Source organism: Bacillus sp. RB3 (assembly GCF_030164735.1).
Lineage (GTDB): Bacteria > Bacillota > Bacilli > Bacillales > Bacillaceae_G > Bacillus_A > Bacillus_A cereus.
On the sequence record NZ_JASNGE010000017.1, the window covers coordinates 24,220 to 37,827 of the forward strand.

Below are 13,608 nucleotides of genomic sequence, written 5' to 3' on the forward strand. Positions count from 1 at the left end.
TGGATTAAACACTTTACTAAATATGAATCACATTTAATTAGTCGGAAACCCCTTCAATTCTCAATAATCAGAAAACTTAAACCAATAATATGAAAATGTGCATCAAAAATTCTTATTTCATTTCCCCTCTCCTCTCTTTTCTTTAACATACCAAATATAACTCAGAAAGAAAATTATGGATTATTTATACAAATTCATAATTTTATCTTATTGACCTAAACTATCTTCTTTATTTTAAGTATACTTTTTCACAATATCCATTAACCTTACCAAAAAATTTGCCCCTAAAAAAATCTGATAATGCAGTTACTATGCGAAGGATACTTGCATCAATCCTATACTTGTCGCTTAAACTACCTAACACACCTGATACTTGTTTATCTTGAGTGGACTTATATTTTTTTCATCTAAACATCCCGATTCAATTAAATATTTGCATTCTAAAAATGAGTTCGATCTTTAGAATAGATTTAAGATTTCCTTAACTAATCTGCCCTTTAATTGAATAACTTTTGACATCTTCATTTTAAAAGCACATTCTTATAGAAAATAAGCGTTTATTGAGAGATCAATAAAAACATGTTGAAGCCTATTACTAAAAGAACCATCCCAAAATACTTTGGGATGGTTCTTTTTCCTTATTAATGATTCTTTAACATCACTAACAGCTTTTCTTGACTATACATCCACACTGTAATGATTAAACAAGCAAGTGCGACTTCTGATAATGCCATAAATCCAATTGCATAATGGCCTGTTAGTTGGAATAGTAATGTTAAAATTAGGGGCGGGAAGAACCCTCCTAGTCCACCTAAAGCTGAAACGAGTCCATTTACAATACCTGCTTGTTCTGAGAAGTACATTGGAACGAGTTTAAAGATTGTACCATTACCAATGCCTGCACAAAATGCGACTAGTAAGCAACCAAATGTATACACGTTCATACTAGGCATGAATGATAAAATAATACCTGAAAGTGTTAAACCGATAAATACGAAGATTAATATTTTAAATGGATTAAACTTATCGCCGAGCCAACCACCAATCGGACGCATAATTGTTGCGAGTACGATGAATCCTGCAGTTCGCATACCAGCATCTACTTTCTCTAATCCGAAGTGAGATACTAAAAAGTTTGGTAAGTATACTGTAAATGCGACAAATGATCCGAATGTTAAAAAGTAAAAGATACATAAAAACCAAAGTTTCTCATTTTTATATACACCTTTTATTTGTTCCATTAATGGTGTATTCACCTTTTTCTCCCTACGATCACCTAATAAAAAGTTCATAAGTGCAAATGCTGCAAGTAAAACTAAATAACATTGTACTGTCGTTCTCCAGCCAACTGAAGTTGCGATAACAGGCGCTAAAAATGAAGTAATTGCTGTTCCGGCGTTACCGACACCGTAAATACCATTTACAAAACCATGACTCTCTTTCGGAAAGTATTTTGGTAAAGAAGTTACTCCTACAGAGAATACAGCACCACCGATTCCTACAAATAATCCACCAATAATTAAATCCATCATAGAATTGGCAACACTAATATAAAAGACAGGAAGTAATAATAGAATAAAACTAATAAAGAATAATTTTCTTGCTCCGAAACGATTTGTCCAATAACCAATTGGAATGCGAAGAACAGAACCTAAAATAACGGGTACTGCTGTGACCATAGAAATTTGCCCCGCAGTTAATGGGATATCCACTTTAATATAAGGCATTAATGATGATAAAATGACCCATACCATAAAACCTATAATTAGATTAGAAGTTTGTAAACTTAATTGAAAATTAGGACTTTTCATCCTGTTCCCTCCTATGTATGCATAGTTATATTCATTCTCTCCAGCCTAATCACGTCGTAACATGATTAGGTCGAAAAGAATCAACCACCACTTACTGGCGGAATCATCGCCACAGTATCACCAGTTTGAATGATGTCATTCTCATTTGCATACTCTTCATTTATAGCCACCATGATTTCATTTGAAATCGCTACGTTGTATTTCTTAATGAGTACCTTCTTTAGTTCAGCAACTGTAATATTTTCACAATCGATTTGTAATGCTGGCTTACTTACTTCTTCTTGTAAATGTGCAAATAATAGTACTTCAATCATATTCTCATCTCCTCTTCAGGCTCACCATTCTCATATGCTACATTCTCTAACTGATCACCAACCCATGATTCACCATCTTCCCAAAATTCTTTCTTCCAAATTGGAACGATTTGTTTTATACGCTCCATAATATATTCGTTCGCCTCATAGGCTGCTTTCCGATGTGGTGTAGAAACAGCGACGACAACAGCAAGATCAGAAATTTGTAATGTACCAATGCGATGTGTAATGGCGACAAATGTCCCAGGCCACCTCTCTCCTACTTCAGTACCAATTCTCTCAAGTTGTTTTTCTACCATTGTTTTATATGCTACATACTCTAAATGTAGCGTACGACGCCCTTTCGTAAATTCTCTAACAGTACCAACGAAAGTAGTAACTGCGCCACACTCACGACGAATTACTTTGTTTGTAACTTCCTCAATTGAAATAGGTGTATCAATTACTTCATAATACGTATGTGTCATTTTGCACCTCTTATCTTTGTATAAGTTAGCAATCTATTTTCTATTATTTATATGATCGAAGCGGTTCATCCCACGGCCACTCACTTCCGACGTTTGATTCTAATAACAGTACCGAAACGATTATTCCGGCTTCAAATCCTCTCGTTCCCCCCGGCAAAACGATAAATGCATTCGCTTCTGCAAGTGAAGAAATTGCGCTAGATTTATCTAAACCAACTGGTGTAACTTGTAATTGACCATCTACAAATTCCACTCTCCCTCTTACAAAACGAGTAAACGGATTTGCTTTCGAAAAGTCTTTTTGTAAAATTGCTTCTGCACGATAAATGTGTGGATCTTTCCTATGCAAATATGTTCCAATGACTGGTCGAACATATAACTCACATCCGACATAACAAGCAGAAGGATTACCAGATAAACCAAATAGTAGTTTTCCTTCTACCTCAGCTACAGTTGTCACACTTCCTGGTCGCATCGCTATTTTGTTAAAAAGTATATTAGCTTGTAACCTCTTATGAATAGCAGGTAAATAGTCATAATCTCCTACCGAAACGCCACCAGTTGTAATTAAAATATCGACTTCTTTCATCGCTTTTTTTACAGTGTTATAACACGTCTCTAAATCGTCAGCGAATTGCCCATAATACTGTACAACTCCGCCGGCTCGTTCAATTTGAGCAGCAATCATATAAGAGTTACTATTTCGAATCTTCCCTAGCTTTAATTGTTCATGTACTTCAAGCAGTTCGCTTCCTGTTGTTACAATTCCAATAACCGGCTGTTTTATAACATGTACGGAACTATAACCAAACGTAGCAAGAAGCGCTGCTACTCCAGGATTAATAACAGTCCCTTTTTTCACAAGGATGCTATTTTGGTTTACATCTTCCCCTTTAAAAGAAATGTTATCGCCAGAAGAGAAAGAGCGTTTTAATACCATATAAATCTTTTCGTTTTCTTCAAATCCTTCCGTTAGCTCTAACATAACAACCGCATTACACCCTTCCGGAATTGCGGCACCTGTCATAATACGGACAGCTTGAAATTCTTTCACTTCTTCTGTAAAAACAAAGCCTGCTCCAATTTCGCCAATTACTTCAAATTGAATGGGGTTACTACTACTCGCTTCTTTTGTATCTTCCGCTCGAATCGCAAACCCGTCGTATGGAGAGCGATCAAAATGCGGAACATCATGATCTGCAATAACATCTTCTCCAAGTGTTCTACCGTAGCTTTCTATAAGAGAAACCTTTTCCATTTCACCTTGGCAGGCATATTTCATTACACGAGCAACTGCTTCTGCTACTGGAATTGGTATACGTTTATCTAACATTCTTTTTCACCTCGTTTTAATAAGGAAAAAACGATTTTTCTGTTCATCCTATATATTTGGCGTATAATCGTTTTGCTATTTTCACATCATTTGTCCCATGAATAAATGCCCTACCGTCTATAAATAAAACAAAACGATATTCATCAACTAGAAATGATAGTAAGTAAGGCGTTTTTTTGACATGTACACTTTTTTGTAATCGTTTTTGAATTTCGGTTAAATTAAGATTTCTCTTTATTCCTGAACGGATTTGAACTGTATTCCGTCCGCATAACACTTCCGTTTTCATTTGCGCTTCAAATATTAAGCTTGGATACGTTCGTGATTTCCCACAAGAAGGACATGTACTTTTCTTCTGTCTATTTACTTTTAATGAGAGATATTGATTGTTCCAAATATCAAATGACAACATCGTCCCTCTTAATGATTCATAATCACCCACCAATATTTTCATCGCCTCTGTAACTTGGTGAGCAACGACCATTTGTACAGCTGGCTGAATGATTCCGGCTGTATCGCATGTTGCACCGCCCATAGGATGATCCATTAGACAGCGAAAACATGGTGTTTTCCCAGGAAGAATTGTATACGTTACACCGTAACTCCCAATACATCCGCCATATATCCAAGGTATATTTTCTTTTTGTGAAATGTCATTTATAAGTAGACGCGTATCGAAATTGTCAGTCGCATCTAATATGAGATCCACATCTTTTGTTAACTCTTCTATTTCTCGCATTGTGACATCTGTTACAACTGGTACAATTTCCACTTCAGAATTAATCTTTCTTACATGTTCTGCTGCTGCAATTGCTTTTAGTTTACACTGCTGCGCATCTTCTTCTGTATATAACTGCTGCCGCTGTAAATTACTCCATTCGACGTAGTCACGATCAGCAATTGTCAATTTCCCAATTCCCATCCTAGCAAGTGCTTCTGCATTCGCAGCTCCTAGCGCACCCGCACCGATTAGGAGCACATGCTTTTCTCTTATTTTTCTTTGTCCCATTTCACCAATTCCAGAAAACAACACTTGTCTTGAATAACGCTCTTGCATAAGAAATCCTCCTTTCACTATCCACCAATGTAAGACATTTCAACTTTTGGACGTTTACTTGTATTCTCAACCGTTCTTTCATCTGAATATCGATCTGTTCTATATCGCCATGTATCATTTAAAATTTTTAATAGTGATGCATCAGAAATATTTTCTCGAAGAAGCGTTCGCAAATCCGTTCCTTTCGCTCCAAATAGGCATGTGAAAAACTTGCCGTCTGCCGAAATACGAGCTCTCGTACAAGAAGAACAAAATGACTCAGAAACAGAAGTAATAAATCCAACTTCTGCATTACTCCCTACATATCGATACAATTTCGCAACCTCTCCAAAATAACGAGGCTGAGCGGGCTCAATTGGATATACACGATTAATTTTCTCTATTAATTGTTCCTTCGTAATGACTTCTTCAAAATTCCATCCGTTTGTACTGCCTACATCCATAAACTCAATGAAACGGAGCTGAATTTCTTTTTCTTTAAAATAACGCGCCATATGAAGAATTTGACTATCATTCATCCCTTTTTTTACGACCATATTTACCTTTACTTCTAATCCAGCAGCATTTGCTGCTTCTATTCCTTTCAGTACAGGTTTTGTACTTACATTTCTTCCGTTAATTTTTTTGAAGACATGGTCCTCTATCGCATCTAAACTAATATTTACACGTTTTAATCCCGCGTCTTTTAGCGCCTTAGCTTGTTTTGCTAAATGAATTCCGTTTGTTGTAAGTCCAATATCTTTTAAGCCTTCTAGATTTGTAAGTCTTACAATTAACTTCGGTAAGTCTTTACGCAATAAAGGTTCACCGCCAGTAAGCCTAATTTTATTAACTCCCATACTTATAAATAATCTCGCTAACCTTTCTATTTCATTAAATGTTAATAAACACTCTTCCTGTAAAAAAGCATAATCAGGTCCGAACACTTCAGCAGGCATACAATATATGCACCTAAAATTACAACGATCAATAACTGAAATGCGTAAATCTTGAAGTGGCCGCTTTAAAGAATCTTTCATATTCTCGTGCATCTCTATCCCTTCTTTTCTGCTGCAATCCTTAGTAAGCTTTCATTTTTTTATTTGCCTTCATTATAAAAAAGAAGCTACATATTCAATGTGACTTTTCTCACATCACTTTCCCCATTCAAAAAATTTTCACAAATCCGTTCGCATTTTGTTCACATCTTTAGCCACTCCTCCTTACGGTCATTGAAATTTCAATTTATTTTTAAATAGCTCTTGCATTTTCATCATACTTACACTCAAAATAGGAAATGTATTGCTTATAAGAAGAAAGGTGATCACTGTGGCAAACAGTATGACATTATCTCAAGATTTAAAAGAATTACTTGCATCTGTTGAATATAAAATGCAGATAAAAAAAGGTAGTTTTATTTTTCAAGAAGGTATGGAGGCAACAGAACTCTATATCATTCACTCAGGGAAAGTACAAATTAGTAAACTTAGTGCTGACGGACAAGAATTAACACTTCGAATTTGTTCGAAATATGACATTATTGGAGAATTAACATTGTTCACGGATAATGCAAAATATTTATTAAACTCAAAATGTCTTGAAGATGTTGAAGTAGGTGTAATAAAACGTGAAGCGTTAGAAAAAGCATTACTCCAAAAACCCGCTCTTGTATTTGAATTTATGAAATGGATTAGTGAACATTTAAGAAGAATGCAAACGAAGTTCCGAGATTTAGTATTACACGGCAAAAAAGGTGCCCTGTACTCTACTCTTATACGAATGACAAATAGTTACGGTGTATTAAAAGAAAATGGTATTCTCATCGATTTACCATTAACGAATCAAGAACTCGCTAATTTCTGTGCAACTTCACGTGAAAGTGTAAATCGAATGTTAAATGAATTAAAAAAGCAAGGTACAATTTCAATTCATAAAGGAAAGATTACAATCCACGATTTACAATTTTTAAAATGTGAAATTGCTTGTGAAGATTGCTCTGCTTCTGTTTGTAGCATTGATTAGCATCTTATTTAGATGCTAATCTTTTTTCAATTTAAACTACTTATTAACGTTTATTGCCTATGTAAACAAAAACGAGGCCTTCCATATTAGACCTCGTTTCGTTTTAACCATTAGCTCCTATCCGTTTACAGCAGTATTATTTTTTCAACTCATTAGGAATACGTCTTCTGTAAATCACATAACTACGGCTTACATATTTAATTGGGGCACTAAATACATGTACAAGTCTTGTAAATGGCCACACTGCGAAAAGCCCCATCCCTGCGAGAATGTGAATTTTAAACCATATTGGTACTTCCATCATATATTCAACTTTCGGTTGGAAAATAAAGAGACTTCGGAACCAAGGGCCAATCGTTGTACGATAATCAAATCCTTTTGAATCGATATTTAAAAATGTTGAAGAAAGTCCTGCTAGCATTACGATAAGTAATAAAATAAGCGCAATATAATCTCCCTTTGTACTCGTTGCAATGATACGTTTTACAGTTACGCGGCGGTACGTTAATATAATTAAACCGATAATAGAAGCAACACCTGCCGGAAGTCCGAAACTAATTGCTACTACATGGTACACATGCTCAGAAATACCTACTGAACGGTATACAGCTTCTGGAATTAAAATCCCCATAACATGACCGCCAATTACGAACATGATCCCAAAGTGAAATAATAGACTTCCGAGTCGGAGCATTTTCTTTTCTAATAGTTCACTAGATTTTGATGTCCATCCAAATTGATCATAGTTGTATCTAAAAATATGTCCACCGATAAAGATTGCAAAAATGATATAGGGAAACAATACCCATAGAAATTGATCCATCATTTTAACAACTCTCCTTTCTAATTTGTCTGTACACCCCATGTTTCGATAGCGAGTAGAACAGCCGCAAGAATTGGTTCATACATACTGTCTGCTTCTTTTAATTGAACGTGTAACGCTTGTATATTCTCCGTGTATTTACTCATAATTGGTTCACTGTCTATCTCATTTGCATTTGCAAAGAACTCAAGCAATAGCGGTAAATAATCAGGTAATTCTTTATCTGTTACTTCAAAACCAGATTTTTTATAATGCTGTTTTAACTCCAGTAATTCAATACCTCTTTCTCTTTGTTCACCAGTGTTCATATAAGTAAGATACATATTTGTTTTCTTACCAAAATCGAATGTATATACGTAACTATCAATGAGTTGATCATTCGTTTTATCTAGCGCTTGCTTTATAAAGGCTGTAAGTGACGCTTTAACGTCTTCCTGTTCTATTGTTTCAACCTCTTCTTGCAATTCAGTTACAGCTTCTCTCCACCCTAGTTCAGGATAGGAGAGAAGAAAAGAAGAACAAGAAAAAGCTGTTTGTAAACTTTGTCTCATAATTTTCTGCCCCCTTTATTTAAGAAATTGTCATACAAGAGCCTGGACCACCTGTGAATGATAAACCACAGCTTCCTTGTTCGCTATATAAATCTGCCACTTGTTCACGGTGAGATGTCGGGATAACGAAGCGATCTTTATATTTCGCAATGGCAAGAAGACGATACATATCTTCTACATCCTGTTTCGTTAAACCAAGTTCTTTTAATACAGCTTCATTTGGCTCTTTATTAATTTGCAGTGCTCTCATATATGTTCGCATAACAGCCATTTTTTTCAATGTAAGACGAATGTGTGATTCATCCCCTGTAGTGAGTAAATTCGCTAAATATTGAATTGGAATACGCATATTATCAATTGCAGGGAAAACCTCTTCTGCTTGCCAGTTACTACCTTTCCCTTCCACCATGTTCATAATTGGGCTAAGCGGAGGGATATACCAAACCATCGGCATTGTACGATACTCCGGGTGAAGAGGCAGAGCAATTTTCCAATCGATAATCATTTTATAGATAGGTGACTGTTGTGCTGCTTTAATCCATTCTTCAGGAATGCCTTGTTTTTTCGCTTCAGCTGCTATTTCTGGATCATTTGGATCTAGGAAAACAGTAAGCTGCGATTCATATAAATCTTTTTCGTCTTCAACAGAAGCTGCTTCTTTTACTTTATCAGCGTCATATAGCATTACTCCAATATACCTGATACGTCCTACACATGTTTCTGAACAAATTGTTGGCATACCAGCTTCAATACGTGGGAAGCACATTGTACATTTTTCAGCTTTATTCGTTTGCCAGTTAAAATACACTTTTTTATATGGACAAGATGATACGCAGAATCTCCATGCGCGACATGCATTTTGATCTACAAGAACAATTCCATCTTCTTCACGCTTATACATCGCACCAGATGGACAAGATGATACGCAAGATGGATTCATACAATGTTCACATATGCGTGGTAAATACATCATAAAGACGTTTTCAAAATCTGTTTTAATTTCTTCTTCCATTTTCTTTACGTTTGGATCTTGCAATCCAGTTATATGTCCGCCTGCTAAGTCATCTTCCCAGTTTGGACCCCATTCAATTTTGTCGATAAATTCGCCTGTAATTGCTGATTTCGGACGAGCAACTGGCTGATGCTTACGCTGCGGACTATTTGTTAACGTTTCATAATCATAGTTCCAAGGTTCAAAGTAATCATCAATCGTTGGTTGATCTGGATTGTGGAAAATATTCATAAGACGTTTCATTTTCGAACCGGATTTTAGCTGAATTTCACCATTTTTCAATTCCCAGCCGCCTTTATATTTCTCCTGATCTTCCCATTGTTTCGGATAACCAATACCTGGTTTCGTTTCTACGTTATTGAAATACATATATTCAGCACCTGGACGATTTGTCCAGGTGTTTTTGCATGTTACGCTACAAGTATGACAGCCGATGCATTTATCTAGGTTCATTACCATTCCGACTTGTGCTTTAATCTTCAAGCCAATCTACCTCCTTCAGTTTACGGATTACAACATTTAAATCACGCTGGTTCCCAGTTGGACCATAATAGTTAAATCCATAACTTAATTGACCATATCCACCAATCATATGTGTCGGTTTTACGTGAATTCGAGTTGGACTATTATGCGTTCCCCCGCGATTACTTGTTAATTTCGTACCAGGTACGTTAATGTGACGATCTTGCGCATGATGCATAAATGCCATTCCTCTCGGTATACGGTGCGTTACAACAGCACGCGCTACAACAACACCGTTACGATTAAAGCACTCAATCCAATCATTATCTGCAACACCCGCTTCAGCAGCGTCCTCTTTATTCATCCAAACAGTTGGACCACCTCTAAATAGCGTTAACATCGGTAATGAATCGAAGTACATACTATGAATCGACCACTTATTATGCGGTGTTAAATAGTTTAATGTAATTTCTTTCCCTTCTACTTCAGGTCGTGATTTACGGAACGGTTTATGTTGCAGAATTGGTTTAAATGTTGCCATCGTTTCACCAAATTCTTTCATCATGTCATGGTCTAAGTAGAAAGATTGTCGACCAGTTATCGTTCTCCAAGGGATGAGACGTTCCACATTTGTTGTAAACGGTGAGTAACGTCGTCCACCTTTTTCTGAACCTGTAAAGGCCGGAGAAGTAATTACGGTTTTCGGTTGTGCTGTAATTTGTTCGAATGTAAAGCATTCTTCTTCACGTTCTTCTGCTAAATCACGTAGTTTTAAATCTGTTTGTTTTTCAAGTGCTTCCCATGCTTTTACTGCCATATGACCGTTTGTTGTAGAAGATAGTGTTAATACCGCTTCAGCAGCATTGATTGCTTCTTTGATGTCTGGACAACCTTTCGCGATAGAATCCGTTCGAACGACTCCTAATTTGCTCTTTAATTGCTCATACTCTTTTTCTGCTGACCAAGAGATCCCTTTCGTACCAATCGGTTGTTTTCCGGCATTTGGTCCAAGCGCAGTCATTTTGTCATAAATCGTTTTATAATCCCTTTCAACAACGTGAATTTGTGGCATCGTTTTACCCGGGATTGGTTCACATTCACCTTTACTCCAATCTTTAATCTTGCCAAGTGGTTGCGCTAATTCTTGCGGTGTATCATGAAGAAGTGGTGTTGCAACAACTTCTTTCATTGGTTCAAGATCAATTTTCTTCGCTAAATCTGACACAGCTTTAGAAAGTGAAGTGAAAATATCCCAGTCAGAGCGCGCTTCCCACGGTGAACCGATTGCCGGATTAAATGGATGTACAAATGGATGCATATCTGTACTGCTTAAATCGTGTTTTTCGTACCAAGTTGAAGCAGGTAAGACGATATCAGAATACAGTGCTGTTCCAGCCATACGGAAATCTAAATTAATGAGTAAATCAAGCTTCCCTTCTGGCGCTTCTTCATGCCACTTTATTTCTTCTGGTCGTAATGAATCACTGTCGTCATTCATTAACCCGTTTGTTGTACCTAATAAATGTTTTAAGAAATATTCATGTCCTTTACCAGAACTCGAAATTAAATTCGCACGCCATACGAATAAATTGCGCGGGAAGTTGTTATTGTTATCTGGATCTTCAATCGCAAATTTCAGTTCTTTTTCTTTTAATTTTTGTGCAACATATTTTCCGATTTCTTCTTGCGTTGTTGCACCAGCAGCAACAGCCTCTTTATATAATTCAATTCCATTTTTCTCGAATGTTGGATAAGAAGGTAACCAGCCAAGTCGTGCAGCTAATACGTTGTAATCACCGTGATGTTGATAACGAGAGTTACCTTCAACTGGTGATGCTAAATGTCCAACAGGTGTATCTTCATAACGCCATTGATCTGTTACGAAATAGAAGAAGGATGTACCGTTTTGTAATTTCGGTGGACCTTGCCAATCTTTTGCCATCGCGATTGTTTGCCATCCTTCTGCTGGTCTTAATTTTTCTTGACCAACATAATGAGCCCAACCACCGCCGTTTACACCTTGTGCTCCAACGAGAAGAACAAGATTTAAAACGGCGCGATAAATCGTATCAGAGTTAAACCAATGGTTAATACCCGCTCCGACAATTATCATTGAGCGACCATTCGTATCAACAGCATTTTGTGCGAACTCACGAGCGATTTGAATAATAAGCTCACGTTTTACTCCTGTCATTTTCTCTTGCCATGCAGGTGTAAACGGTATGTCATCATTGAAGTCTTTCGGTTCTTGTCCGCCAAGCCCGCGGTTCACACCGTAATTTGCTAACGTTAAGTCGTATACAGTTGTAACGAACAATTCGCCCTCTTCTGTCATAACCTTTTTCACTGGAATCGTACGTTCTAATATTTTGTTTCCATCATCAGAGAAGTACGGAATTTGTACAGTTTGAACACTATCCTCCATTCCAAGTAAAGAAAGACGTGGATCAATCTTTTCACCTGTTTCTTCATCTTCTAAACGCAAGTTCCATTTCTTTTCATTATCCCAACGTGACCCCATTGTGCCGTGAGGTGTTGCAAAATCATTCGTATTCTCGTTCCAAAGAACAGGTTTCCATTCCCCTAACTTCGTTTCTCGTCCAATATCAGAAGCATTTAAGAACCGATCAGCAACGAATTGATCTCCTTTTTGTTTCAATGTGACAAAGAAAGGAAAATCAGTATATTGCTTCGCATACTTTGTGAAATATTCCACTTGATTATCTACGTAAAATTCTTGTAAGATTACATGCCCCATTGCCATCGCAAGTGCACCGTCTGTACCTTGTTTCACACTAATCCAATCATCCGCAAACTTTGTTGATTCAGCGAAATCAGGACTGACAGAAACGACTTTCGTTCCTTTATATCGAACCTCTGCTAAAAAGTGTGCATCTGGTGTTCTCGTCATTGGTACATTTGAACCCCATGTCATAATGTACCCAGAGTTATACCAGTCACTACTTTCCGGTACATCTGTTTGATCGCCCCAAATTTGAGGAGAAGCTGGTGGTAAATCCGCATACCAATCATAGAAGCTAAGCATCGGTCCACCCATAAGTTGCATAAAGCGACTACCAGCAGCATGACTTAACATCGACATAGCTGGAATTGGTGAAAAGCCAACATTTCGATCTGGCCCGTATTTAATTACTGTATAAAGTAGAGAGGCTGAAACGAGTTGTAATACTTCATCCCAATTCGCACGAATGAATCCCCCTTTACCACGCGCCTGCTTATACGTACGTGCCTTTTCACGGTTTTCCACAATGCTTTTCCAAGCCTCTAATGGTGACTCGTTATTTTGCAATTCTTCTTGCCACATATTCCAAAGAACACCACGTACATACGGGTATTTCACACGAAGTGGACTATAAATGTACCAAGAAAAACTTGCTCCACGTGGGCATCCTCGCGGTTCAAAATCTGGCATATCAGGACCTGTAGTCGGATAGTTAAGCTCCTGCCCTTCCCAAGTTACAATTCCATCTTTCACATATATATTCCAGCTACATGAACCAGTACAGTTCACGCCGTGTGTAGAACGAATTACTTTATCATGCTGCCAACGCTTTCTGTACACATTTTCCCATTCGCGATCTTCATATGTTTCTTGTGTATGATTATCGTTATAACGATCTATTGGTGAAAAATATTTTAAACGTCTCATTAGTGCTGAAGTTTTTTTCTTCATACTGTTCACTCCTTTAATACGTCTCTCTTACATACCCTTACTATAAGAGAGGTTGTAAAATACAGATGTGACATTTCGCACAG

General features: G+C 37.1%; 11 protein-coding genes and 1 pseudogene. 1 reads left to right on the forward strand and 11 read right to left on the reverse strand.

Annotated features, from left to right (window positions below; all coding sequences use genetic code 11):
• Nucleotides 1–274 precede the first annotated feature (274 nt).
• From QO049_RS30975 to moaA, 7 genes and pseudogenes are all read right to left on the reverse strand, one after another.
• Nucleotides 275–403, reverse strand: a pseudogene (locus QO049_RS30975) (PspC domain-containing protein); the annotation flags it as partial.
• A 238-nt stretch (nt 404–641) separates the two neighbouring features.
• On the reverse strand, nt 642–1,811 hold the full coding sequence (gene narK / locus QO049_RS20275; protein ID WP_000841858.1) for a nitrate transporter NarK: 1,170 nt from the start codon (nt 1,809–1,811) through the stop codon (nt 642–644).
• A gap of 80 nt (nt 1,812–1,891) precedes the next feature.
• Nucleotides 1,892–2,125 (reverse strand): molybdopterin converting factor subunit 1, encoded by a 234-nt coding sequence (gene moaD / locus QO049_RS20280; protein WP_000573682.1) that lies wholly within the window; start codon nt 2,123–2,125, stop codon nt 1,892–1,894.
• A complete protein-coding gene (locus QO049_RS20285; RefSeq protein ID WP_061655331.1) occupies nt 2,122–2,592 on the reverse strand; it encodes a molybdenum cofactor biosynthesis protein MoaE in 471 nt (156 codons plus the stop codon). Before QO049_RS20285 ends, moaD begins: the two co-directional genes overlap by 4 nt.
• Before the next feature lie 43 nt (nt 2,593–2,635).
• Nucleotides 2,636–3,925, reverse strand: a complete 1,290-nt coding sequence (locus QO049_RS20290; protein WP_284489412.1) for a molybdopterin molybdotransferase MoeA — start codon at nt 3,923–3,925, stop codon at nt 2,636–2,638.
• A gap of 43 nt (nt 3,926–3,968) precedes the next feature.
• On the reverse strand, nt 3,969–4,982 hold the full coding sequence (locus QO049_RS20295; protein ID WP_001158126.1) for a molybdopterin-synthase adenylyltransferase MoeB: 1,014 nt from the start codon (nt 4,980–4,982) through the stop codon (nt 3,969–3,971).
• A gap of 17 nt (nt 4,983–4,999) precedes the next feature.
• Nucleotides 5,000–6,013 (reverse strand): GTP 3',8-cyclase MoaA, encoded by a 1,014-nt coding sequence (moaA, locus tag QO049_RS20300; protein ID WP_098283106.1) that lies wholly within the window; start codon nt 6,011–6,013, stop codon nt 5,000–5,002.
• A 277-nt stretch (nt 6,014–6,290) separates the two neighbouring features.
• On the opposite strand from moaA, the gene QO049_RS20305 reads away from it, so the two are divergent.
• The gene (locus tag QO049_RS20305; RefSeq protein WP_284489413.1) at nt 6,291–6,983 is read left to right on the forward strand and encodes a Crp/Fnr family transcriptional regulator; all 693 of its coding nucleotides are present in this window, start codon (nt 6,291–6,293) and stop codon (nt 6,981–6,983) included.
• A gap of 136 nt (nt 6,984–7,119) precedes the next feature.
• Here QO049_RS20305 and narI read toward each other — a convergent pair whose 3' ends face one another.
• Genes narI through QO049_RS20325 form a run of 4 tightly spaced genes read right to left on the reverse strand, consistent with a single transcriptional unit; the run spans nt 7,120 to nt 13,525 of the window.
• The gene (gene narI / locus QO049_RS20310; protein WP_000969223.1) at nt 7,120–7,809 is read right to left on the reverse strand and encodes a respiratory nitrate reductase subunit gamma; all 690 of its coding nucleotides are present in this window, start codon (nt 7,807–7,809) and stop codon (nt 7,120–7,122) included.
• Nucleotides 7,810–7,826: 17 nt separating this feature from the next.
• The gene (gene narJ, locus QO049_RS20315) at nt 7,827–8,357 is read right to left on the reverse strand and encodes a nitrate reductase molybdenum cofactor assembly chaperone (RefSeq protein ID WP_001249923.1); all 531 of its coding nucleotides are present in this window, start codon (nt 8,355–8,357) and stop codon (nt 7,827–7,829) included.
• 19 nt (nt 8,358–8,376) lie between these two features.
• The gene (narH, locus tag QO049_RS20320; RefSeq protein ID WP_000692665.1) at nt 8,377–9,852 is read right to left on the reverse strand and encodes a nitrate reductase subunit beta; all 1,476 of its coding nucleotides are present in this window, start codon (nt 9,850–9,852) and stop codon (nt 8,377–8,379) included.
• The gene (locus QO049_RS20325) at nt 9,842–13,525 is read right to left on the reverse strand and encodes a nitrate reductase subunit alpha (protein WP_000730780.1); all 3,684 of its coding nucleotides are present in this window, start codon (nt 13,523–13,525) and stop codon (nt 9,842–9,844) included. Before QO049_RS20325 ends, narH begins: the two co-directional genes overlap by 11 nt.
• Between the last annotated feature and the right edge of the window lie 83 nt (nt 13,526–13,608).

Bases quoted from the DNA above. Each gene is read 5' to 3' on its own strand.
- narK (WP_000841858.1), bottom strand. From the start codon at position 1,811: ATGAAAAGTCCTAATTTTCAATTAAGTTTACAAACTTCTAATCTAATT.
- moaD (WP_000573682.1), bottom strand. From the start codon at position 2,125: ATGATTGAAGTACTATTATTTGCACATTTACAAGAAGAAGTAAGTAAG.
- QO049_RS20285 (WP_061655331.1), bottom strand. From the start codon at position 2,592: ATGACACATACGTATTATGAAGTAATTGATACACCTATTTCAATTGAG.
- QO049_RS20290 (WP_284489412.1), bottom strand. From the start codon at position 3,925: ATGTTAGATAAACGTATACCAATTCCAGTAGCAGAAGCAGTTGCTCGT.
- QO049_RS20295 (WP_001158126.1), bottom strand. From the start codon at position 4,982: ATGCAAGAGCGTTATTCAAGACAAGTGTTGTTTTCTGGAATTGGTGAA.
- moaA (WP_098283106.1), bottom strand. From the start codon at position 6,013: ATGCACGAGAATATGAAAGATTCTTTAAAGCGGCCACTTCAAGATTTA.
- narI (WP_000969223.1), bottom strand. From the start codon at position 7,809: ATGATGGATCAATTTCTATGGGTATTGTTTCCCTATATCATTTTTGCA.
- narJ (WP_001249923.1), bottom strand. From the start codon at position 8,357: ATGAGACAAAGTTTACAAACAGCTTTTTCTTGTTCTTCTTTTCTTCTC.
- QO049_RS20325 (WP_000730780.1), bottom strand. From the start codon at position 13,525: ATGAAGAAAAAAACTTCAGCACTAATGAGACGTTTAAAATATTTTTCA.